The following is a 22907-nucleotide window of genomic DNA, read 5'->3' as shown; positions in this document are numbered from 1 at the left end:
ACATTTAATGCGGGGCAGGTCCACGTCCCGAGCCAGGAGGGCCCCTTGAAGATCACCCGCATCGAGACGTTCGCCGTACCGCCCCGTTGGCTGCTGTGCCGGGTCGAGACCGACGAGGGCGTCGTCGGCTGGGGCGAGCCCGTCGTCGAGGGCCGGGCGGCCACCGTCCGCACGGCGGTGCACGAACTGGCCGAACTCCTCCTCGGCCGGGACCCGTCGCGCATCGAGGACCACTGGCAGGTCATGACGAAGGGCTCCTTCTACCGGGGCGGCCCGGTCCTCTCCAGCGCCGTCGCGGGCCTCGACCAGGCCCTGTGGGACATCGCGGGCAAGCGGTTCGGCGTCCCCGTCCACGTACTGCTCGGCGGGCCGGTGCGCGACCGGGTACGGGCCTACAGCTGGGTGGGCGGCGACGAGCCCGGCGAGGTGTCGGACGCCGTCGCGGCCCAAGTGGAGGCCGGCTTCACGGCGGTCAAGATGAACGCGTGCGGCAGGATGAACCGCCTGGCCACGACCCGCGACATCGACGACTTGGTGGGGCGGGCGACCGCGGCCCGCGAAGTGCTGGGGCCGGACCGGGACTTCGCCGTCGACTTCCACGGCCGGTTCACGCCGGGCAACGCACGCAAGGTGCTGCCGCACCTGGCCCCGCTCAATCCGCTGTTCGCCGAGGAGACCGTGCTGCCGGAGTACACCCACCTGCTGGGTGACCTCGTGGCCTGCTCGCCGGTGCCCCTCGCCACCGGCGAGCGGCTGTACTCCCGCACCGACGTGCTGCCGGCCCTCCAGGCCGGGATCGCCGTCCTCCAGCCCGATCTCTCCCACGCGGGCGGGATCTCCGAGGTGCGCCGCATCGCCGCGCTCGCGGAGACCTTCGACGTCCCCGTCGCACCGCACTGCCCCCTCGGCCCGGTCTCCCTGGCGTCCAGCCTGCAGATCGCCTTCAGCACCCCCAACTTCCTCATCCAGGAACAGAGCATCGGCATCCACTACAACCAAGGTGCCGAAGTCCTCGACTACGTCGTCGACCCCGAGGTGTTCCGCTTCCACGACGGATGCTTCCTGCGCCCGACCGCGCCCGGCCTCGGCATCGAGGTCGACGAGAAGGCCGTACGGGCGGCCGACAACAGCGCACCCGACTGGCGGGGCCCCGTCTGGCGGCACCCGGACGGCTCGTTCGCCGAGTGGTGAGGGCCCGTCGGCCGTCGCACCCGCACCCGCCGTACCCCCCACAGGAGAGGTTCTATGGAACTCACCGACTTCACCACCAGGCTGAGCCGTGACAGGCTCGCCGCCATCGTGCGCGGACGCTCGGCGGATGCCGCCCTGCGCACCGTGCTGACGCTCGTCGAGGAAGGTGTCGGCCTCGTCGAGGTCTCCCTCAACACCGAGGACGCCTGCAGCGTGATCGCCAGGGCCGTCCGCGAGGTCGGCCGGGACGCCTTCGTCGGCGCGGGGACGGTCGTCACGCCCGACGATCTGCGGCGTGCCCGGGACGCCGGCGCCACCTGGGTGGTCACCCCGTCCGGCGGTGAGGCGGTCGCCGCCGCGGCACGGCAGGGGGTGCCCGTGGTGGCGGGCGCCCTGACCCCCACGGAGGCGGTCGCCGTCATGGCCGCGGGCGCCACCGCGGTCAAGCTCTTCCCCGCCTCGCTGGGCGGACCCGCCTACCTCCGTGCCCTCAAGGACCCCTTCCCCGACATGCCGCTGGTGCCGGTCGGCGGGGTGGACGCGGACCTCGTACCGGAGTACTTCGCGGCGGGTGCCGTCGCGGTCGGGGTCGGGTCGCCCCTCGTGGGCGACGCCGCGCACGGGGGTGACCTGGGCCGGCTCCGCGACCGGGCCCGCCTGTTCCGTTCGGTGTGCCGGGCGGAGGGGGGCGGCGCATGACGGCGGATGTCCTGACCTTCGGCGAGACGATGCTGTCCCTGCAGACCGAAGGCCCGCTGAGCACCGGGGCCCCGGCCCGCACTGCGGTGGCCGGCGCCGAGTCGAACGTCGCCGTCGGCCTGGCCCGGCTTGGCCACCGCGTCGCCTGGGCCGGCCGCCTCGGCGCGGACGAACCGGCCCGCCTGGTCCTGCGGACCCTGCGCGGTGAAGGCGTCGACGTACGGCACGCCACCACCGACCCCGAGGCACCGACGGGTGCCCTGATGCGGGAACGCCTCGTGGGCGACGTGGCGCGCGTGCACTACTGGCGCGCCGGGTCGGCCGCCTCCCGTCAGCGGCCCGAGCACCTCACCGCCGCGCTGGCCGAAGGCGCCCGCGTCCTGCACGTCACCGGAATCACCTGTGCGCTGGGGCCCGGTCCGCTCTCCGCGGTGACCGGGGCGGTCGAGTACGCGCGCGCACACGGCTGGACGGTGGCGCTGGACGTCAACCACCGGGCCCGCCTGTGGAGCGGGAAGGAGGCGGCGGCCGTCCTGCGCCGGCTGCGCGGCAGCGTCGACCTCCTGATCGCCTCCGACGACGAACTGCCCCTGGTCGCCGGGGACGACGACGCCGACGAAGCCGCGCGGGTGGCGGAGTTGCTGGAAGCCGGCGTCCGTGAAGTGGTCGTCAAGCGGGGCGCGGACGGCGCGGGCCGCTACGGCGCCGACGGGCACCGCCTCCACCAGCCCGCCCCGCGGGTACCGGTGGTCGACACGGTCGGTGCCGGGGACGCCTTCTGCGCCGGCTACCTCTCGGGTCTCCTGGACGGGCTCGCGCCGGCCGACCGTCTGGGCCGCGCGGTCACCACCGGCGCCTTCGCGGTCGCCACCCGGGGCGACTGGGAGGGCCTGCCGCACCGCGACGAACTGGCCGTGCTCAACGCCCCGCCGGGCAGCGCCATACGCTGAGCCCCGGCGAGCGCCCCCGCGAGCCTTTTCCCCGACGAGTCACCACCAGGAGAACCGCATGACGTCCTACTCCGGCCGCGGCGTGCACGGGCAGGTCGTGCAACGGCTGGGCGCGCGCATCGTGGGCGGAGACATCGCCGAGGGCGAGATCCTGGACATCGGCGCACTCGGGGCGGAGCTGGACGTGAGCCTGACCGTCATGCGGGAGGCGCTGAAGGTGCTCGCCGGCAAGGGGCTGACCGACGCGCGGCAGAAGCGCGGTACGTACGTCCGGGAGCGCGCGCACTGGAACCTCCTCGACGCCGATGTGATCCGCTGGCGGATGGAGACCGGCGACGCGGTACCGCTGCTGCGCGACCTCGCCGACGTGCGCTCCATCGTGGAGCCCGCCGCGGCGCGCCGGGCCGCCCTGCACCGTACGGATGCCGACCTGGCGGCCCTGGAAGGCGCCCTCGACGCCATGGGGCGGTCCCGGCAGGTCCCCTCCGCGGCGGCCGAGGCGGACGCGGCCTTCCACCGGGCCCTGCTCGCCGCCACCGGCAACGAGCTGCTGCGCAGGATGGACATGCTCCTGGAGCCGGGGCTCAGGGAGCGCGACCGTCTGGTCCACGCGCGGGACGACGCCGACGACCCCGTCCCCAGCCACCGCGCGGTCCTGGACGCCGTCCGCGACCGGGACCCGGCAGGGGCCGAGTCCGCGATGCTGGCCCTGCTCGCCAAGGCCGCGGCGGACCACGACCAGCTCACGCTCGGCCCGCGGGATCTCGCCTGACGGGAACCTGATCCACTGGGTGACTCGTCCTGACGGGCGAGGACGAGTGGACGGACTGCGAATGGCGGAGCAGGCGGAGGCCCGGCGGCGACCGGGGCCGGCGACATGGGTGCGGGGCCGCACGGCCCCGGTGCGGAGCCTTGCGGCCCGGTTGCTCAGTCGTCCGCCCCGTGCGCGGGGCCGCGTGGTCGCGGGGGCCTCGGTGCTGACGGCCGGCCTGCTGGTGTTCCACGGGGCGGTTCCCGACGCGGCGGTCGGGCTGGGCAGTCTGCTGGAGACGTTCCTGCCGTGGCTCGGTGCGGTGGTCCCGGTGCTGTTCGTCCTGGCGCTGGTGCGCCGGTCGCCGGTCGCGCTGGTGGCCCTCCTGCTCCCGGTCGCGGCCTGGACGTACCTCTTCGGCGGACTGCTGCTGCCCGCGCCGGAACCCGGCCCCGACGACCTGGTCGTGGTCCAGCACAACGTCAGCGACGAGAACGACGACCCCGCGGGCACGGCCCGTGCGCTGGCCGACGCGGCACCCGACCTCATCGCCCTCCAGGAACTGGTGTCCCCGGCGCTCGACGTGTACGCGCGGACGCTCGCCGCCGACTACCCGTACCGGACGGTCCAGGGCACGGTCGGGCTCTGGTCGAAGCACCCGCTCGCCGAGGCCGGTCCGCTCGACATCAAGCCCCGGGGCATCACGGAGGAGTGGAACCGCGGCCTGCGCACGGTGGCCCGCACCCCGCACGGTGAGATCGCGGTGTACGTCGCGCACCTGCCCTCGGTCCGGGTCGGCGCGAGCGGCCTGGCGTCGGCCTGGCGGGACGAGAGCGCCGGGCTGCTGGGCGATGCCGTCGCGGCCGAGGAACTGGGCCGGGTGGTGCTGCTGGGCGACCTCAACGGCACGGTCGACGACCGTGCCCTCGATCCCCTGACCACCCGGCTGAACGTGGCCGAGCGGGGCGTCGCGCTCAGTTTCCCCGCCGCCTTCCCGGTGGCCCGGATCGACCAGGTCATGGCCCGGTCCGCCACCGTCGGTCACATCCGCACCCTGCCCGCCACCGGCAGCGACCACCTCCCGGTCGCCGCGCGCATCACCCTGGACTGAGGGCGGGGGCGTACGCCCGTACGTCCCGCCACCGGACGCAACGGCCGCAACGGCCGCAATCCGGCACGAGAGCAAGTCGCTTGCGGGGCTTGCGTTAGCCTTTCGCTGTGACGCGACGACTTGCTCAGGTGGCGAAGAAGGTTGGGGTCAGCGAGGCCACGGTCAGCCGGGTCCTCAACGGCAAGCCGGGGGTCTCGGAGGCGACCCGGCAGTCCGTACTGAGCGCGTTGGACGTGCTGGGGTACGAGCGGCCGACCCAGCTGCGGGGGGAGCGGGCGCGTCTGGTGGGGCTGGTGCTGCCGGAGCTGCAGAACCCGATCTTCCCGGCGTTCGCCGAGGTCATCGGCGGCGCGCTGGCCCAGCAGGGGCTGACGCCGGTGCTGTGCACCCAGACCAAGGGCGGCGTCTCCGAGGCGGACTACGTCGAACTGCTCCTCCAGCAGCAGGTGTCCGGCGTCGTCTTCGCCGGCGGGCTGTTCGCCCAGGCCGACGCACCCCACGACCACTACCGGCTGCTCGCCGAACGCAACATCCCCGTCGTGCTGATCAACGCGTCGATCGAGAACCTCGACTTCCCCTGCATCGCCTGCGACGACGCCGTGGCCGTCGAACAGTCCTGGCGGCACCTGGTCTCCCTCGGCCACCGGCGCATCGGCCTGGTCCTCGGCCCCTCGGACCACATCCCCTCGCGCCGGAAGTCGGCCGCCGCTCAGGAAGCGGCCGACGCGATGAACGCCGAGCTGCCCGAGGAGTTCGTGGAGCGGTCGATGTTCTCCCTGGAGGGCGGCCAGGCAGCCGCCTCCCGGCTGCTGGAACGCGGCGTCACCGGCATCATCTGCGCCAGCGACCCCCTCGCCCTCGGCGCCGTACGCGCCGCGCGCCGCCGCGGACTGGCCGTACCCCGCGACGTGTCGATCGTCGGCTACGACGACTCCGCCTTCATGACCTGCACCGAACCCCCGCTCACCACCGTCCGCCAGCCCATCGAAGCCATGGGACGCGCCGCCGTCGACCTCCTGTGCGCACAGATCCAGGGCACCGAAGTCCCGCACGGGGAACTCCTCTTCGAGCCGGAACTCGTCGTCCGCGGCTCCACCGCACAGGCATCCGCCGAGTAGCGGCACCGCCATAGTGCGCAATTTCTTGCGGTACATGACAGCGACTTGCGGCTGTCCGACGTAGCCCGCGAAAGTCCCTGATCCGAGGCATGTCCCGGCCCCCTCATCTCCCCCAGGGGGCCCGCCACGGTTACCTGCGTGCCAATTTCCGCTGCCCTGACCGTGGACGACTAAACAATTCTCTGCAACTCTCTGAGCGCTCAGCGTAAATGTCAGAGAACCGAGGCGGAGATCGGGGACAAATGAGAAACCGGAACTGGAGATCCCGTGCCCTGTGCACCGTGGTCGCGACCAGTCTCCTGGCGTTGGGGGGACCATTGCTGTCGGCCACGGCAGCCGGTGGCCCCAACATCGCCCTGGGGGACCCCACGGCGGCGAGCAGCTCGCACGGCGAGTACGGCGCCGCCAACATCACCGACGGCAACCAGGGTTCGTACTGGCAGAGCGGCGGCGACAGTCTGCCCCAGTGGGTCCAGACCGACCTCGGTACCACCGAGCGGATCGACGAGGTCGTCCTGAGACTGCCCGCCGGCTGGGAGAGCCGCGACCAGACGCTCTCCGTGCAGGGCAGCGCGGACGGCACCGGCTTCAGCACGCTGAAGAGCTCGGCCGAATACACCTTCAGCCCGGGGTCGGGCAACACGGTCACCGTGAGCTTCCCCGCCACGCAGACGCGCTACGTGCGGATCGACATCACCGCCAACACCGGATGGCAGGCGGCCCAGCTCTCCGAACTGGAGGTGCACGCGGCCGGGGAGTCGTCCGCGAACCTCGCCGCCGGACGCACGCTGACGGCGAGCGGTTCCACCGGGCAGTACACCGCGGGCAACGCCAACGACGGGAACAAGGCCACCTACTGGGAGAGCGCCAACAACGCCCTGCCGCAGTGGCTCCAGGCGGACCTCGGCTCCTCCCGCCGCGTCGACCGCGTCGTGCTGCGCCTGCCGGACGGCTGGCCGACCCGCAGCCAGACCCTCAAGGTCCAGGCCAGTGACAACGGCTCGGACTTCACCGACCTGACCGCCTCCAGGACCTACGCCTTCGACGCGGCGGGCGGTCAGTCGGCCACGATCACCTTCGACGCCACCACCACGCGCCACGTGCGCGTCCTGGTGATGGCCAACACGGGCCATCCGGCCGCCCAGGTCTCCGAGCTGGAGGTCTACGGCCCGGCGACCGGTGACACCCGGGCCCCGACCGCGCCGGCGAACCTCGCCCTCACCGAGCCCGCGACGGGTCAGATCAGACTGACCTGGAACAAGGCCACCGACGACACGGCGGTCACCGGCTACGACATCTACGCCAACGGCGACCTGCTGACATCGGTCGCGGGCGACGTCACCACGTACACCGACACCCGGCCGGCCGGCACGACCGTCACCTACTACGTGCGGGCCAAGGACGCGGCGGGCAACCAGTCGGCGGACAGCAACTCGGTCACCCGGCGCGCCGACACCGGCGACACCCAGGCGCCCACCGCGCCCGCGAACCTCGCCCTCACCGAGCCGGCCGCCGGAAAGATCAAGCTGACCTGGGACGCCTCGACGGACGACAAGGGCGTCACCGCCTACGACATCTACGCCGACAACCAGCTCCGCCAGAGCGTCGCCGGTGACGTGACCACCTACACCGACACCCAGCCGGCGTCCGCGAACGTGACCTACTTCGTGCGGGCCAAGGACGCGGCCGGCAACGTGTCGGGCGAGAGCAACTCGGTGACCCGTACCGGCACCGGGGACGGCTCGAACATGGCCGTCGGCAAGCCGATCAGCGCCTCGTCCGTCGTCCACACCTACGTCGCCGAGAACGCCAACGACAACAGCACCTCGACCTACTGGGAGGGGGCGGCGGGCAGCTACCCGAACACGCTCACCCTCGAGCTGGGCGCCGACGCGGACGTCGACCGCGTCGTCCTCGGGCTGAACCCGGACAACAGCTGGTCGAAGCGCACCCAGAGGATCGAGGTGCTCGGCCGCGCGCAGGACGCGTCCGGCTTCAGCAGCCTGGTGGCCGCGAAGGACTACGTCTTCGATCCGGCGAACGGCGGCAACAGCGTCTCCGTACCCGTCGGCGACCGGGTCGCGGACGTCCAGCTCAGGTTCACCGCCAACAGCGGGGCCCCGGCCGGGCAGATCGCCGAGTTCCAGGTGATCGGCACACCCGCGCCCAATCCCGACCTCGAGGTGACGGAGCTGACCACCTCGCCCGCCTCCCCCGTGGAGTCGGACGAGATCACCGTGTCCGCCACCGTGCGCAACAGCGGCCCGGCGGACGCCCCGGCGAGCGAGGTCGCCCTGCGCCTCGGCGACACCGAGGTAGCCACCGCCGAGGTCGGCGCGCTGAAGGCCGGTGCGCAGGACACGGTCAGCGCCTCCGTCGGGGCCCGCGACGCCGGCTCCTACGAGCTCAGTGCCGTCGCCGACGAGGCCGACGAGATCATCGAGCGGAACGAGACGAACAACACCTACACCCGGCCCGAACCGCTGGTGGTCGAGCCGGTCCGGAGCTCCGACCTGGTGGCCGCCGCGGTCAGCACCTCCCCCTCCAGTCCGGCCGCCGGTGACGACGTGGCCTTCGAGGTCGCGCTGAGGAACCAGGGCACCCAGGACTCGGCGGGCGGCAGCCACGCCGTGCGGATCGGCATCGTCGACGACGAGGGCACGACCGTCAAGACGCTGACCGGCGCGCACGACGGCGTCATCGCCGCCGGTACGACGAGCCCCGCGGTGAGCATCGGCACCTGGAAGGCGGCCGACGGCTCGTACACCCTCAGGGTCGCGGTCGCCGACGACGCGAACGAGCTGCCGGTCAAGCGGGAGAACAACACCTCCACGCAGCCGCTGTTCGTGGGGCGCGGCGCCGACATGCCGTACGACATGTACGAGGCCGAGGACGGCACCGCGGGCGGCGGGGCGAAGGTGGTCGGTCCCAACCGGACCATCGGCGACATCGCGGGCGAGGCGTCCGGCCGCAAGGCCGTCCATCTCGACGAGACCGGTGAATACGTCGAGTTCACCACCCGGGCGGAGACCAACACCCTGGTGACCCGCTTCTCCATCCCGGACGCCCCGGGTGGCGGCGGCATCGATTCCACCATCAACGTGTACGTCGACGGGGTCATGAAGAAGGCGCTCCCGCTCACGTCGAAGTACGCCTGGCTCTACGGCGCCGAGGCATCGCCCGGCAACGCGCCGAGCGCGGGCGCGCCGCGTCACATCTACGACGAGGCGCACATCATGCTGGGCGAGACCGTCCCGGCCGGGAGCAAGGTCCGGTTGCAGAAGGACGCCTCGAACAACACCGACTACGCGATCGACTTCGTCAACCTGGAGCAGGTCGCGCCGGTGCCCAACCCGGACCCGGCGGCGTACGCCGTGCCCACCGGATTCACGCACCAGGACGTGCAGAACGCGCTCGACCGGGTCCGCATGGACTCCACGGGCAAGCTCGTCGGCGTGTACCTGCCGCCCGGCGACTACCGGACGTCGAGCAAGTTCCAGGTGTACGGCAAGGCGGTCAAGGTGGTCGGCGCGGGGCCGTGGTTCACGCAGTTCCACGCGCCCGCCACGCAGGACAACACCGACGTCGGCTTCCGGGCCGACGCGAGCGCCAAGGGTTCGTCGTTCGCGGACTTCGCGTACTTCGGCAACTACACCAGCCGCATCGACGGGCCGGGCAAGGTGTTCGACTTCTCCAACGTGTCGGACATCGTGATCGACAACATCTGGAACGAGCACATGGTGTGCCTGTACTGGGGCGCCAACACGGACCGGGTCACGATCAAGAACTCCCGGATCCGCAACATGTTCGCCGACGGGGTCAACATGACCAACGGCTCGACGGACAACCTCGTCTCCAACAACGACGCCCGGGCCACCGGCGACGACAGCTTCGCGCTCTTCTCGGCGATCGACGCGGGCGGCGCGGACATGAAGAACAACCTCTACGAGAACCTGTCGACGACGCTGACCTGGCGCGCCGCGGGGCTGGCCGTCTACGGCGGCTACAACAACACCTTCCGCAACATCCACATCGCCGACACCCTCGTCTACTCCGGCATCACCATCAGCTCGCTGGACTTCGGCTACCCGATGAACGGCTTCGGCACCGATCCGACGACCTTCGAGAACATCTCGATCGTCCGGGCCGGCGGGCACTTCTGGGGCAACCAGACCTTCCCGGGCATCTGGGTGTTCTCGGCGTCCAAGGTGTTCCAGGGCATCCGGGTCAGCAATGTCGACATCGTGGATCCGACCTACAGCGGCATCATGTTCCAGACGGACTACGTGGGGGGACAACCGCAGTACCCCATCAAGGACACCGTCTTCACCGACGTCTCGATCACGGGCGCCCGCAAGAGCGGTGACGCCTACGACGCCAAGTCCGGCTTCGGGCTGTGGGCCAACGAGATGCCGGAGGCGGGCGAGGGCCCGGCGGTCGGCGAGGTCGTCTTCAACAACCTGACGCTCGACGACAACGCCGTCGACATCAGGAACACGACGTCCACCTTCAAGATCGTCCGAAACCCCTAGACCTGCTCTGACCTTGTCGGACGCTTCGCTGACTGGCGCAAGTCCCTTGCGGGAGTTGCGCTAGTCTTGCGTATGTGACGCGACGACTTGCTCAGGTAGCGAAGAAGGTTGGGGTCAGCGAGGCCACGGTCAGCCGGGTCCTCAATGACAAGCCGGGGGTCTCGGAGGCGACCCGGCAGTCCGTGCTGAGCGCGTTGGACGTGCTGGGGTACGAGCGGCCGACCCAGCTGCGGGGCGAGCGGGCGCGTCTGGTGGGGCTGGTGCTGCCGGAGCTGCAGAACCCGATCTTCCCGGCGTTCGCCGAGGTCATCGGCGGCGCGCTGGCCCAGCAGGGGCTGACGCCGGTGCTGTGCACCCAGACCAAGGGCGGCGTCTCCGAAGCGGACTACGTCGAACTGCTCCTCCAGCAGCAGGTGTCCGGCGTCGTCTTCGCCGGCGGGCTGTTCGCCCAGGCCGACGCACCCCACGACCACTACCGGCTGCTCGCCGAACGCAACATCCCCGTCGTGCTGATCAACGCCTCCATCCCGGATCTCGACTTCCCCTGCATCGCCTGCGACGACGCCGTGGCCGTCGAACAGTCCTGGCGGCACCTGGCCTCCCTCGGCCACCGGCGCATCGGCCTCGTGCTGGGTCCGGGCGACCACATCCCCTCCCTGCGCAGGCTCCAGGCCGCCGTTCAGGCCGCGGGCGGTGCGATGGCCGACGAGTTCGTGGAGCGGTCGATGTTCTCCCTGGAGGGCGGCCAGGCAGCCGCCACCCGGCTGCTGGAACGCGGCGTCACCGGCATCATCTGCGCCAGCGACCCCCTCGCCCTCGGCGCCGTACGCGCCGCCCGCCGCCGCGGACTGGCCGTACCCCACGACGTATCCGTCGTCGGCTACGACGACTCCGCCTTCATGACCTGCACCGAACCCCCGCTCACCACCGTCCGCCAGCCCATCGAAGCCATGGGACGCGCCGCCGTCGACCTCCTGTGCGCACAGATCCAAGGCACCGAAGTCCCGCACCGGGAACTCCTCTTCGAACCGGAACTCGTCGTCCGCGGCTCCACCGCACAGGCCACCGCCAAGTCGTCCGCCGAGTAACCGGCTCTCAACATCTTCGGCAGACTGTCAAACAATTACGAAATCAGCGCGAGATATTGCGTCCACTTGTTCACGGTGGTTGAGTGAGCGGCGCCCCACAACGCATCGGCGGTGGGGCGCCTTCCACGTTCATGCCCGAAGGGGACCACCCATGAGAAGTGCTCGGTTCCGCCGTACCCGTCGTGCCGGCGCCATCACGCTCGTCTCCGCTCTCACGCTGACCGCTCTGGCCGCCTGCGGCACGAGCAGCAGCGACGACGGCGGCGGTTCCGAAGGCGGGAGCGGTTCCTCCGACCCGGCCGCTCCGCTGGACCCGAAGACCAAGGTGACCATCACCATCGACTGCATGCCCCCGGCGGCGAAGGCGGCCGAGCTGAAGGAGTGGAAGGAGGACGTCAAGGAATTCAACAAGAAGTACCCCAACGTCACCGTCGACGGCCGCTCCACCCCCGGCCAGTGCCTCGAACCGCCGCGCTTCACCGCGATGCTGAAGGCCAAGTCGCAGCCCGACGTCTTCTACACCTACTTCACCGACCTGCCCCAGGTGCTGGACAACGACGGCGCCGAGGACATCACCGCGTACGTCAACGACAAGACCGTCCCCGCGTTGAAGGACATCGACCCGAACGTCCTGGGCCAGCTCAAGCACGAGAACAAGCTCTACGGCCTGCCGACCAGCAACTACACCATGGGTCTGCTGATCAACCGCAAGCTCTTCGAGAAGGCCGGACTCGACCCGGACAACCCGCCGCGCACCTGGGGCGAGGTGCGCACCGCCGCCAAGAAGATCTCCGACCTGGGCGACGGCATCGCCGGCTTCGGCGAGTACAGCGCCGGCAACACCGGTGGCTGGCACTTCACCGCCCAGATGTACAGCCTCGGCGGCGACGTCGTGGACCCGAGCGGCAAGAAGGCCGCGTTCAACGACGAGCTGGGCAAGCAGGTCGCCGAGAACCTCCACGCGATGCGCTGGGAGGACGAGAGCATGGGCAAGACCCAGCTGCTCAAGTGGGGTGACCTGCAGAAGCAGATCGCCACCGACAAGCTCGGGATGTTCCTCGCCGCGCCCGACGACATCACGTACATGGTCCAGCAACTCGGCGCCGATTACGAGAACTTCGGCATGGGGCCGATCCCGGGTGAGAAGAACACCCTCGCCGGCGGCAACAGCTACATGATCAAGAAGGGCATCTCCCCGGACAAGGTCAAGGCCGCGATCGCCTGGCTCGACTTCCAGAACCTCACCGTCGGCGAGGGCCAGTTCAACTGGGAGCGGAAGAAGAAGGACGACCTGCCGGTCGGCCTCCCCCAGCCCAACTTCTGGCTGAACGAGTCGAAGACGAAGGACGACGCGGCCCGGATCGAGCACGCCACCATGCCGGTCGAGAACTTCAAGGCGTTCATGGACGCCCCGGTCCCGGGCAAGGCCGAGCCGCCGAAGGCGCAGGAGGTCTACAAAGTCCTGGACAACGTGATGTCCGGCATCCTCACCAACAAGGACGCCGACATCGACAAGCTGCTCGACACGGCCGAGCAGCAGGTCAACCAGGTTCTGGCCACGCAGTGACCGGCTCCCTCGGGGGGCGGGCCGCACCGCCCCCCGGGGCCCAGGAGATCAGTACCGAGGAGCGACGATGTCGGCCCCCAGCCTCACCCCGAGCAAGGCGGCGAGTGCCCGCCACGCCCAGCCGCCGCCGGACGGCCCGCCCCCGCCCGGCGGCTCCTTCGCCCGGAGCCTGAAGCGCAACCTCACCGCGCACGGCTTCCTGATCGGCGCGGTCCTCTGCTTCGCGTTCTTCTCCTGGTACCCGATGGTCCGGGAGTTCCTCCTCGCCTTCCAGAAGACGGACCAGGGCGAGGTCTCCTGGGTCGGCCTGGACAATCTGCGCACGGTCTTCAACGACCCGGCCTTCTGGCAGGCCTGGCGCAACACCCTGCTGTTCACCGTGCTGGCGCTGGTCCTCGGCTTCGCGGTGCCGTTCGTCGTCGCGCTCGTCATCAACGAACTGAGGCACGGCAAGGGCTACCTGAGGCTGCTGGTCTATCTGCCGGTGATGCTGCCGCCGGTCGCCGCCGTCCTGCTCTTCAAGTACCTCTACGACCCCGGCTACGGCCTGCTCAACGAGTTGCTCGGCTCCGTCGGGCTCCCCGAGCAGCAGTGGCTGCAGGATCCCGACCTGTCCATGCTCTCCGTGGTGATCGCGTCGACCTGGATGAACATGGGCGGCGCGGCCCTCATCTACCTGGCCGCGCTCCAGGGCATACCCGGCGAGCTCTACGAGGCGGCGGAACTGGACGGCGCCGGACTGCTCCGCAAGATCTGGCACGTGACGATCCCGCAGACCCGGCTGATCCTTTCGCTGCTGCTGCTGATGCAGATCATCGCCACCATGCAGGTCTTCGTGGAACCCTTCCTGCTCACCGGCGGCGCCGGTCCCGAGGGCTCGACCACCACGGTCGTCTACCTGATCTACCAGTACGCCTTCAACTTCAACAACTACGGCGCCGCGGCGGCCCTCGGTCTGCTGCTCCTCGTGCTCCTCGCCGGCTTCTCGGCGGCGTACGTGAAGCTCAACCGCGCCGAGGACGAGTAGGCCGGGGGAATCCACCGATGTCCACACGCACGCTCATCTCGCCGGCCCAGCTCGCCCGGCCGCGCGGCAAGCGCCTGTACTGGGCGACGTTCGCCCTGGTCGTCACGGTGTTCACCGTGGTCTTCCTCGGCCCGATGTACTGGATGGTCTCCAGCGGCTTCAAGGACACCCAGGAAGCCGTCGCGACCCCGCCGACGCTGGTCCCCGAGTCCTTCCAGCCGGACAACTACTCACAGGCCTGGAACGTCATGGACCTGGCCGGCCTGCTGGGGAACACGCTGTACTACGCGTTCGGCGCGCTCGCCTTCCAGCTGGTGCTGGACGTGGCAGCGGCCTACTCGCTGTCCAAGCTCCGCCCGGTCTTCGGCAAGGCCATCCTCGGCATGATGCTGGCGACGCTGATGATCCCGGCGACCGTGCTGGTCGTGCCGCAGTACCTGACGGTGCTCGACGTGCCGATCTTTGAACGCAACCTGCTCAACACGCCGTGGGCGATCTGGCTGCCCTCGGTGACCAACGCCTTCAACATCTTCCTGCTGAAGCGGTTCTTCGACTCGATCCCGCGGGAGCTGCTGGACGCCGCGTCCATGGACGGCGCCTCGCCGATGCGGACCCTGTGGTCCATCGTCCTGCCCATTTCCCGGCCGATCCTCGGCGTGGTGTCCATCTTCGCGATCGTGGGCGTCTGGAAGGACTTCCTCTGGCCGATGCTGACGCTGCCCGACCCGGCCAAGCAGACCCTGAACGTCGGCATCTACTCCTTGTCCAACGGTGTGCCCGTCAACGTGCTGATCGCCGCGCTCACCATGGCCTCGCTGCCGACCCTGATCATCTTCCTGATCTTCCAGCGCAACATCATGAGCGGACTCACCGCCGGCGGACTCAAAGGCTGAGGCGCCCCGCGCCGCCCCCTCCCCGGCCCGTCCCCGTCAACCTTCGCCGCCGGCCCGTCCGACCGCCCCGCCCTGTCCGGGCCGGCGGCGAAGATCCGACCTGCCCGAAAGGACCGTCACGTGGCAGCCCCCAACTCGCACCGCACCGCCAACTGGTGGCGCGACGCCGTCATCTACCAGGTGTACCCCCGCAGTTTCGCCGACGGCGACGGCGACGGCACCGGCGACCTCGCGGGGGTCCGGGCGAGACTGCCCTACCTCGCCGAACTCGGTGTCGACGCCGTCTGGTTCACCCCCTGGTACGTCTCGCCGCTCGTCGACGGCGGCTACGACGTGGCCGACTACCGGACCATCGACCCTGCCTTCGGCACCCTCGGCGAGGCCGAGAAGCTGATCGCCGAAGCACGGGAGCTCGGTATCCGCACCATCGTCGACATCGTCCCCAACCACGTCTCCGACCAGCACGCCTGGTTCCGGGCGGCGCTCGCCGCCGGCCCCGGCAGCGCGGAGCGCAAGCGCTTCCACTTCCGCCCGGGGCACGGGGAGAACGGCGAACTGCCGCCCAACAACTGGCCCTCCCAGTTCACCGGCCCCACCTGGACCCGGGTCCCGGACGGCGAGTGGTACCTGCACCTGTTCACCCCCGAGCAGCCCGACCTCAACTGGGCCCACCCCGAGGTGCGCCGGGAGCACGAGGACGTGCTGCGCTTCTGGTTCGAGCGCGGCGTCGCGGGCGTGCGCATCGACTCCGCCGCCCTGCTCGCGAAGGACCCCGCGCTCGCGGACTTCGAGGAGGGCGTCGACCCGCACCCCTACATCGACCAGGACGAACTGCACGACATCTACCGCTCCTGGCGGGCCGTCGCCGACGAGTACGGGGGCGTCTTCGTGGGCGAGGTGTGGCTGCCCGACGCCGAGCGCTTCGCCCGCTACCTGCGCCCCGACGAGCTGCACACCGCGTTCAACTTCAACTTCCTGTCCTGCCCCTGGGACGCGGAACGGCTGCGCCGCACCATCGACGACACGCTCGCCGAGCACGCCCCCGTCGGGGCCCCCGCCACCTGGGTGCTCTGCAACCACGACGTGACCCGTACCGTCACCCGGTACGGCCGCGAGGACACCGGCTTCGACTTCGCCAAGAAGGCCTTCGGCACCCCCACCGACCCGGTGCTCGGCACGCGGCGTGCCCGGGCCGCGGCGCTGCTGACGCTGTCCCTGCCCGGGTCCGTCTACCTCTACCAGGGGGAGGAACTGGGCCTGCCCGAGGCCGACGTCCCGCTCGACCGCATCCAGGACCCGATGCACTTCCGCTCCGGGGGTGTCGATCCGGGCCGGGACGGCTGCCGCGTGCCGCTGCCGTGGTCGGCCGACGCCCCGTACTGCGGTTTCGGCTCCGAGACGGAGCCTTGGCTGCCGCAGCCCGCGGGCTGGTCGGCGTACGCGGCGGACCGCCAGGGGGCGGACCCGGAGTCGATGCTCAGCCTCTACCGCGAGGCACTGCACCTGCGACGCACCACCGACGGATTCGGTGACGGCCCGCTCGACTGGCTGCCCGCGCCGGACGGCGTGCTCGCGTTCCGGCGGCCGGGCGGCCTGATGTGCGTCGTCAACCTGTCACCCGGGCCGGTCGTCCTGCCCGAGCACAGCACACTCCTGCTCGGCAGCGGGCCGCTCGACGGGGACGGCCGGCTGCCGCGGGACACGGCGGTGTGGCTGCGCGCCTAGGCGCGCCCCAGTCGGCCGGCGGCCCGGCCGGCGCTCCGGTCGGCGGGCCCGCAGATCGAAGCGCTGCCGTCGCCGCGCGCCCGCCGGCGAGGCAGAATCGGGGCAGAAGGGCGTGGGAGGAGGCGACGCGTGCGGGAGCGACCGTGGCGGCGCGGGGTGCGCCCCCGTCCGAGCCCCCTCGTCGGCGGGCGCCGGGCGCTGCGCGGGGCTCTGCGCCCGATGACGGAGGCACTGGGCGCGCGGCGCCGGCTGGCCTGGCTGAACGAGGCCGGTACGCGGATCGGCACCACGCTGGACCTGCGCCGTACGGCCGAGGAGCTGGCCGAGTTCACCGTCCCGGAGCTGGCGGACGGCACGGCGGTGGACCTCCTGGACCCCGTGCTGCGGTTCCAGGAGGGGGACCGCGTCCGGGGGAGCGAGCCCCCTAGGCTCAGGGCCATGGCGGTGTCGGAGATCGACGGCCTGGACCTCGCGCCGGACCCGGTCGGCGAGCTGTCCGTGCACAGTGCCGACCGGCTGGGCCTGCGGTGCCTGATCACCCGCGAGCCGGTGCTGATAGCCCGGATGACGCGGTCGGACTTCGCCGTCGTCGCCCCCACCCCCGAGTCGGCCGACATCATGCGCCGCGCGGGGGTCCACTCCTATCTGGTGGTCCCGCTGATCGCCCGCGGAGTGCTGCTGGGGCTGGCCGACTTCGTCCGGGCCGGCAGCCGGGCGCCGTTCACCGAGGGCGACGTGGCGCTGGCCGTGGAGCTGGCGTCCAAGGCGGCCGTGTACATCGACAACGCCCGGCTCTACGGGAGGGAGCGCGAGCACGTGGTCACCCTGCAGCGGGCGCTGCTCCCCCGGTCCAGCCCGAGCACGCCGGGACTCGACGTGTCCTCGTGCTACGACCCGGCCGCCGATCCGGCCGCGGTGGGCGGCGACTGGTTCGACGTCGTCGCGCTGCCCAGCGGGCGCACGGCGCTGATGGTGGGCGACGTGATGGGGCGCGGGCTGGCCGCCGCCGCGACCATGGGGCGGCTGCGCACGGTGGCCCGCACGCTGATGGCGCTGGACATCGCGCCGGAGCGGCTGCTGGCCCGGCTGGACCTGGCCGCCCGCGACCTGGAGGAGGACCAGTGCGCCACCTGCCTGTGCGCGGTCTACGACCCCTGCGGCTCCACCTTCCGCATCGCCAGCGCCGGTCATCCGCCGCCGCTGCTCACCTCGCCCGACGGCACCGCCGCGTACCTGGACGTGCCCGCCGGTGCGCCGCTGGGCGCCGGGGTGATCCCGTACGACCCGGTGGACTGCGCCGCGCCCGAGGGGAGCCGGCTGACGCTGTACACGGACGGTCTGATCAGGTCGCGCACCGTCGGCCTCACCACGCGGATGGACCGGCTGCGGGAGGCGGCCGGCGGCGCCGTGCCCGCGGGCGGCGCGGTGTGCCGGGCGGTCACCGAGCGGGTGGGGGGCGACCGGTCCGACGACGCGATCGTCCTGGTCGCCGGGGCCCGGCCGCTGGGTCCGGAGGGTGACGTGTTCGTGCGGACGCTGCCTCCGGACGGCAAGGCCGCCGGGCAGGCGCGGACGACGGTGCGCGAGCAGTTGGTGAAGTGGGGGCTCGAGGAGCTGGTCGACACGACGGAGCTGGTCGTCAGCGAGCTGGTGGGCAACGCCCTGCGGTACGGGAACGCCCCCGGTGAGCTGCGGCTGCTGCGGAACGAGCGGCTGTCGGTGGAGGTCTCCGACACCGGGCCGGACCTGCCGCAGATCCAGCACGCGGACGTGAGCGACGAGAGCGGGCGCGGTCTCCAGCTGATCAACATGCTGTGCCGGCGCTGGGGGTCGTGCCGTACGCCTTCGGGGAAGGTCGTCTGGGCCGAGCAGGATCTGCCCGTGCGGGCCGGTCCGGCCGGCCCGCACGGGCAGTAGCCCTCCCCCGTCCCCGTCCGTCACGCCGCCTTCTCCAGCGTCCGCCGGCCGAACTGGGTGCGGTGCAGCTGGGCGTAGCGTCCGCCGGCCGCGAGGAGTTCGTCGTGGGTGCCGCGTTCCACGATGCGCCCGGCCTCGACCACCAGGATCTGGTCGGCCGACCGGACGGTGGACAGCCGGTGCGCGATGACCACGGCGGTCCTGCCCTCCAGTGCCTCGGTCAGGGCCTCCTGGACGGCCGCCTCGGAGGTGTTGTCGAGGTGGGCGGTGGCCTCGTCGAGGATGACGACGCGCTGGCGGGCCAGCAGCAGCCGGGCGATGGTCATGCGCTGGCGCTCCCCGCCGGAGAGCCGGTAGCCGCGCTCGCCGACCACGGTGTCCAGGCCGTCGGGCAGGGACCGTACGAGGTCGGTCAGGCGGGCGCGGCGCAGCGCGTCCCACAGTTCGGGGTCGGAGGCGTCGGGCCGGGCGAGCAGCAGGTTGGCGCGGACGGTGTCGTGGAAGAGGTGGCCGTCCTGGGTGACCATGCCGACGGTGTCGCGCAGGGACCGGGCGCTCAGGTCGCGGACGTCGACGCCGCCGATCCGCACGGTGCCGCCGTCGGTGTCGTACAGGCGCGGCAGGAGCTGGGCGATGGTGGACTTGCCGGCGCCGGAGGAGCCGACCAGGGCAACGGTCTGGCCGGGTTCGGCGCGGAAGGAGAGGCCGTGCAGGACCTCGTCGCCGCCCCGGGTGTCGAGGGATGCGACCTCCTCCAGGGAGGCCAGGGAGACCTTGTCGGCGGACGGGTAGCCGAAGCGGACGTCGTCGAACTCGACGGCGACCGGGCCGTCGGGGACCGGGCGGGCGTCGGGCTTCTCGTCGATGAGCGGGGTCAGGTCCAGCACCTCGAAGACCCGCTCGAAGCTGACGAGGGCGCTCATGACCTCGACGCGGGCGCCGGCGAGCGCGGTGAGCGGTGCGTACAGGCGGGTGAGCAGCAGGGCCAGCGCGACGACGGCGCCCGGGTCGAGGGTGCCGCGCAGGGCGAAGAAGCCGCCGAGGCCGTAGACGAGGGCCAGGGCGAGCGCGGAGACCAGGGTGAGGGCGGTGATGAAGGCCGCCTGGGCGGTGGCGGTGCGCACGCCGATGTCGGCGACGCGGCGGGCGCGGTCGGCGAACTCGGCCGACTCCTCCTCGGGGCGGCCGAACAGCTTGATCAGCGTGGCGCCGGGTGCGGAGAAGCGCTCGGTCATACGGGTGCCCATCGCGGCGTTCAGGGTGGCGGCCTCGCGCTGCATGCGGGCCATGCGGCGGCCCATGCACCGGGCCGGGAGCACGAAGACGGGCAGCAGGACGAGGGCGAGCAGGGTGATCTGCCAGGACAGGGTGAGCATCACGGCGAGGGTGAGCACCAGTGTGACCAGGTTGGTCACCACGCCGGAGAGGGTGTTGCTGAAGGCGCGCTGGGCGCCGATGACGTCGTTGTTGAGACGGGACACCAGCGCGCCCGTACGAGTGCGTGTGAAGAACGCGACCGGCATGCGCTGCACATGATCGAACACAGCCGTGCGCAGATCGAGGATCAGTCCCTCCCCGAGCATGGCCGACAGCCTCCTGGAGAGGATGCCGAGGCCCGCCTCCGCGACCGCGATCAGTGCGATCAGCAGGGCGAGCCGGACCACCGTGCCGTCGTCGCCGCCCGACACGATCGTGTCCACGACGCGTCCGGCCAGCACGGGCGTGGCGACGGCGAGCAGTGCGGTCACCACGCCGAGCAGGACGAACCGGGTGATGCGGCGGCGGTGCGGACGGGCGAAGGCGCCGATGCGGCGCAGCGTCGCGCGGGCGAGGGGGCGGCGGTCCTGCTCGGCGTTCATGACGCTGTGCAGCTGGGTCCAGGCTGTGGTCTCCATGCTCATGCGAGTGACGGTAGAACCTCAAGCTTCCTTGAGGTCAACAGTGAGGGAGTGGACCGGCCGCCCGCGGTCCGTAAGCCGTCGTCCGCGCGTCGGCCATCCGTAGTTGGCGCGGCTCGGGGAATCTCTTGTGGTGTGACAGCGGTAGAGCTCCCCCAGGAGTCCGTCCCCGACCGGCCCCGCACCGAGGGGCCTGCCCTCGAGGCGTCCGTCCCCGGCCCCGCGCCCTCCCCCGCATGCTCCCCCGCCTCCTCCCCCGCCTTCGCCCGCCGGAACGGCCGTGCCCGCCTGGTGCGCCGGGTCTGCTGCGTGCTTCCGCTGCTGCTGGTCGCCGTGGTCGCGGTGCGGCACCGGTCGGTGCTGTCCGAGGGTTTCGGCCATCTCGCCACGGCACGGTGGCCCTGGCTGCTGGCCGCAGCCTGTGCCACCTGTCTGACCTGGGTCGCGGCTGCCTGCACCCGGCAGGGCGCGGTGGTCCAGCGGTTGCCCCTGCGGCGGCTGCTGGCCACGCAGTTCGCGGCGGGCGCGGCCAACCACCTGCTGCCGACGGGACTGGGCGCGAGCGCGGTCAACCTGCGCTTCATGGCGGTGTGCGGGCTGCCGCTCGCCCGCTCCTCGGCCGCCCTCGCCCTGTACCTGCTGGCGGAGAGCGTCGGCCGCGTCGCGCTGCTGGGCGCCCTGCTGCTCGCGTTCCCCGGGGCGCTGCGGCTCGGCACGCTGCTGCCCGAGGGCGCCGTGGGGCCGTTGCTGATCGCCGCCGGCGCGGTGCCGGTCGTCGCGGCGGGCGTACTGGCTCTGGTGCCACGGCTGCGCGGGGCGGTGGAGTCCTTCCTGCGGACGGCGCTCGGCGAGGCCCGCTCGGTGCACGCCCGCCCGGCGCGGGCGCTGGCCCTGTGGGGCGGCGCGCTGGCCTTCCCGGCGCTCCAGGCGGCGGCGCTGGTGCTGGTGGGCAAGTCGCTGGCGCTCGGCGTGCCCGTCGGGCACATGGCGGTGGCGTACCTGGCGGCGACGATCGCGGTCGCGCTGGTGCCCACGCCGGGCGGTATCGGTTCGGTCGAGGCGGCGCTGGTCGTGGCGCTGGTGGCGGCGGGCGGCCCGGCCGCCGTGGCCACGGCGGTGGTGCTGGCCTTCCGGCTCCTGACCGTGTGGCTGCCGCTGCTGCCGGGAGCGCTGACGCTGGCGGCGCTGGTGCGGATGCGGGTGATCTGAGCCTCACCACCGCGGACCGCCCCGCCCTGCCCGACGGCGCGGTACGGAGCACCTCTCGGCATACGGCAGGATGAACGCTCGCGCCGGTCGAACTTCCTTGCGGACCGGCGCAGTCGTGCATCCCGACATCCTGAGGTGACCGGTGACGGAAGACCTGACCATGGACCACCTGGTGCCGGCCGGCATCGCGCTGGCGGCCGGCCTGGTGGCGGCGTTCCTGCTGCGCGTGCTGCTGCGCTGGCTGGCGGGGCACGCCGGGCGCACCCGCTGGAGCGGCGACGACGTGATCGTGGCCGCGCTGCGCACGGTGGCGCCCTGGGCGGCGGTCGCGGGCGGCGTGGCGGGCGCCGCGGCGGCGCTGCCGCTGACGCGGACCGTGCAGCACAACGTCAACCAGGTCCTGACCGTCCTGCTGATCTTCGTGACGACCGTCTCGGCGGCCCGGGTGATCGCCGGTCTGGTGCGGACGCTGACCACGTCCCGCTCCGGTGTCGCCGGATCTGCGACGATCTTCGTCAACATCACCCGCGTCCTGGTGCTGGCCATCGGCTTCCTGGTGATACTCCAGACGCTGGGGGTCTCCATCGCGCCGATGCTCACCGCGCTCGGCGTCGGCGGTCTGGCGGTCGCGCTGGCCCTGCAGGACACGCTCGCCAACCTCTTCGCGGGCATCCACATCCTGGCTTCCAAGACCGTGCAGCCAGGTGACTACATCCAGCTCGACAGCGGTGAGGAGGGCTACGTCGAGGACATCAACTGGCGGCAGACCACCGTCCGTGAGCTGTCCAACAACCTGGTCGTCATCCCGAACGGGCAGCTCGCGAAGTCGAACATGACCAACTTCATGCGGCCCGAGCAGAAGCTCACCATCCTGGTGCAGGCCGGCGTCGCCTACGACAGCGACCTGGACCATGTGGAGCGGGTCACCACGGAGGTGGTCGCCGAGGTGATGACGGAGATCGCCGGTGCCGTGCCGGACCACGAGCCCGCCGTCCGCTTCCACACCTTCGGCGACTCCCGGATCGGCTTCACGGTCATCCTGGGCGTCGGCGAGTTCAGCGACCAGTACCGGATCAAGCACGAGTTCATCAAGCGCCTGCACAAGCGGTACCGCGCGGAGGGCATCCGCATCCCGGCGCCCGCCCGGACGGTCGCGCTCCAGCAGGGCGGTGCGGCGTTCCCGCAGCAGCGCACGGGTGAGGACGCCGCCGCACACCTGTGATCGGCCCCC

Annotated in this window: 16 protein-coding genes; 15 read left to right on the top strand and 1 reads right to left on the bottom strand. The window is 71.7% G+C overall.

The window, feature by feature from the left end; genetic code table 11:
- Positions 1-45: 45 nt before the first annotated feature.
- The 13 genes from dgoD (at position 46) to ACLIN4_RS30940 (ending at position 18569) form a co-directional block, all read left to right on the top strand.
- Positions 46-1191 (top strand): galactonate dehydratase, encoded by a 1146-nt coding sequence (dgoD, locus tag ACLIN4_RS31000; RefSeq protein ID WP_107476666.1) that lies wholly within the window; start codon positions 46-48, stop codon positions 1189-1191.
- A gap of 54 nt (positions 1192-1245) precedes the next feature.
- Complete coding sequence (locus ACLIN4_RS30995) at positions 1246-1890, top strand: bifunctional 4-hydroxy-2-oxoglutarate aldolase/2-dehydro-3-deoxy-phosphogluconate aldolase (RefSeq protein WP_290011915.1); 645 nt, start codon at positions 1246-1248, stop codon at positions 1888-1890.
- A complete protein-coding gene (locus tag ACLIN4_RS30990; RefSeq protein ID WP_382087311.1) occupies positions 1887-2840 on the top strand; it encodes a sugar kinase in 954 nt (317 codons plus the stop codon). Before ACLIN4_RS30995 ends, ACLIN4_RS30990 begins: the two co-directional genes overlap by 4 nt.
- 58 nt (positions 2841-2898) lie before the next feature.
- Positions 2899-3612, top strand: a complete 714-nt coding sequence (locus ACLIN4_RS30985; RefSeq protein WP_107476664.1) for a FadR/GntR family transcriptional regulator — start codon at positions 2899-2901, stop codon at positions 3610-3612.
- Positions 3613-3673: 61 nt separating this feature from the next.
- Positions 3674-4702: an endonuclease/exonuclease/phosphatase family protein gene (locus tag ACLIN4_RS30980; RefSeq protein WP_382019428.1), complete on the top strand. Its 1029-nt coding sequence runs from the start codon at positions 3674-3676 to the stop codon at positions 4700-4702.
- A gap of 107 nt (positions 4703-4809) precedes the next feature.
- Positions 4810-5820: a LacI family DNA-binding transcriptional regulator gene (locus tag ACLIN4_RS30975; protein WP_289909368.1), complete on the top strand. Its 1011-nt coding sequence runs from the start codon at positions 4810-4812 to the stop codon at positions 5818-5820.
- Positions 5821-6062: 242 nt separating this feature from the next.
- Entirely contained in the window at positions 6063-10352 is a 4290-nt protein-coding gene (locus ACLIN4_RS30970) for a discoidin domain-containing protein (protein WP_411576455.1), read from the top strand.
- A gap of 74 nt (positions 10353-10426) precedes the next feature.
- Complete coding sequence (locus ACLIN4_RS30965) at positions 10427-11440, top strand: LacI family DNA-binding transcriptional regulator (protein WP_289909370.1); 1014 nt, start codon at positions 10427-10429, stop codon at positions 11438-11440.
- A 151-nt stretch (positions 11441-11591) separates the two neighbouring features.
- Positions 11592-13007 (top strand): extracellular solute-binding protein, encoded by a 1416-nt coding sequence (locus tag ACLIN4_RS30960; RefSeq protein WP_289909371.1) that lies wholly within the window; start codon positions 11592-11594, stop codon positions 13005-13007.
- 67 nt (positions 13008-13074) lie between these two features.
- Entirely contained in the window at positions 13075-14034 is a 960-nt protein-coding gene (locus ACLIN4_RS30955) for a carbohydrate ABC transporter permease (protein ID WP_100049430.1), read from the top strand.
- Positions 14035-14051: 17 nt separating this feature from the next.
- Positions 14052-14927, top strand: a complete 876-nt coding sequence (locus ACLIN4_RS30950; RefSeq protein WP_107480358.1) for a carbohydrate ABC transporter permease — start codon at positions 14052-14054, stop codon at positions 14925-14927.
- A 120-nt stretch (positions 14928-15047) separates the two neighbouring features.
- A complete protein-coding gene (locus ACLIN4_RS30945; RefSeq protein WP_290011910.1) occupies positions 15048-16652 on the top strand; it encodes a glycoside hydrolase family 13 protein in 1605 nt (534 codons plus the stop codon).
- 129 nt (positions 16653-16781) lie between these two features.
- Entirely contained in the window at positions 16782-18569 is a 1788-nt protein-coding gene (locus ACLIN4_RS30940; protein WP_289909374.1) for an ATP-binding SpoIIE family protein phosphatase, read from the top strand.
- A 20-nt stretch (positions 18570-18589) separates the two neighbouring features.
- Here the strand turns inward: ACLIN4_RS30940 and ACLIN4_RS30935 are convergent, their stop codons facing one another.
- Positions 18590-20464 carry an ABC transporter ATP-binding protein gene (locus tag ACLIN4_RS30935; RefSeq protein WP_411576795.1) on the bottom strand — a complete coding sequence of 625 codons (1875 nt, stop codon included), beginning with the start codon at positions 20462-20464 and terminating at the stop codon, positions 18590-18592.
- Positions 20465-20776: 312 nt separating this feature from the next.
- Between ACLIN4_RS30935 and ACLIN4_RS30930 the strand changes: the two genes are divergently transcribed.
- Together ACLIN4_RS30930 and ACLIN4_RS30925 are read left to right on the top strand one after the other, a co-directional pair.
- Positions 20777-21676, top strand: a complete 900-nt coding sequence (locus ACLIN4_RS30930; RefSeq protein ID WP_307653530.1) for a lysylphosphatidylglycerol synthase transmembrane domain-containing protein — start codon at positions 20777-20779, stop codon at positions 21674-21676.
- Positions 21677-21836: 160 nt separating this feature from the next.
- Positions 21837-22898: a mechanosensitive ion channel family protein gene (locus ACLIN4_RS30925; RefSeq protein WP_373429094.1), complete on the top strand. Its 1062-nt coding sequence runs from the start codon at positions 21837-21839 to the stop codon at positions 22896-22898.
- Positions 22899-22907 lie beyond the last annotated feature (9 nt).

The sequence above is a fragment of the Streptomyces mutabilis genome, assembly GCF_046628145.1.
GTDB classification, from domain to species: Bacteria; Actinomycetota; Actinomycetes; order Streptomycetales; family Streptomycetaceae; genus Streptomyces; species Streptomyces mutabilis.
This window is presented reverse-complemented; position numbering and strand designations above follow the sequence as displayed.

Bases quoted from the DNA above. Each gene is read 5' to 3' on its own strand.
- ACLIN4_RS30995 (WP_290011915.1), top strand. From the start codon at position 1,246: ATGGAACTCACCGACTTCACCACCAGGCTGAGCCGTGACAGGCTCGCC.
- ACLIN4_RS30990 (WP_382087311.1), top strand. From the start codon at position 1,887: ATGACGGCGGATGTCCTGACCTTCGGCGAGACGATGCTGTCCCTGCAG.
- ACLIN4_RS30985 (WP_107476664.1), top strand. From the start codon at position 2,899: ATGACGTCCTACTCCGGCCGCGGCGTGCACGGGCAGGTCGTGCAACGG.
- ACLIN4_RS30980 (WP_382019428.1), top strand. From the start codon at position 3,674: ATGGCGGAGCAGGCGGAGGCCCGGCGGCGACCGGGGCCGGCGACATGG.
- ACLIN4_RS30970 (WP_411576455.1), top strand. From the start codon at position 6,063: ATGAGAAACCGGAACTGGAGATCCCGTGCCCTGTGCACCGTGGTCGCG.
- ACLIN4_RS30960 (WP_289909371.1), top strand. From the start codon at position 11,592: ATGAGAAGTGCTCGGTTCCGCCGTACCCGTCGTGCCGGCGCCATCACG.
- ACLIN4_RS30955 (WP_100049430.1), top strand. From the start codon at position 13,075: ATGTCGGCCCCCAGCCTCACCCCGAGCAAGGCGGCGAGTGCCCGCCAC.
- ACLIN4_RS30950 (WP_107480358.1), top strand. From the start codon at position 14,052: ATGTCCACACGCACGCTCATCTCGCCGGCCCAGCTCGCCCGGCCGCGC.
- ACLIN4_RS30935 (WP_411576795.1), bottom strand. From the start codon at position 20,464: ATGGAGACCACAGCCTGGACCCAGCTGCACAGCGTCATGAACGCCGAG.
- ACLIN4_RS30925 (WP_373429094.1), top strand. From the start codon at position 21,837: ATGGACCACCTGGTGCCGGCCGGCATCGCGCTGGCGGCCGGCCTGGTG.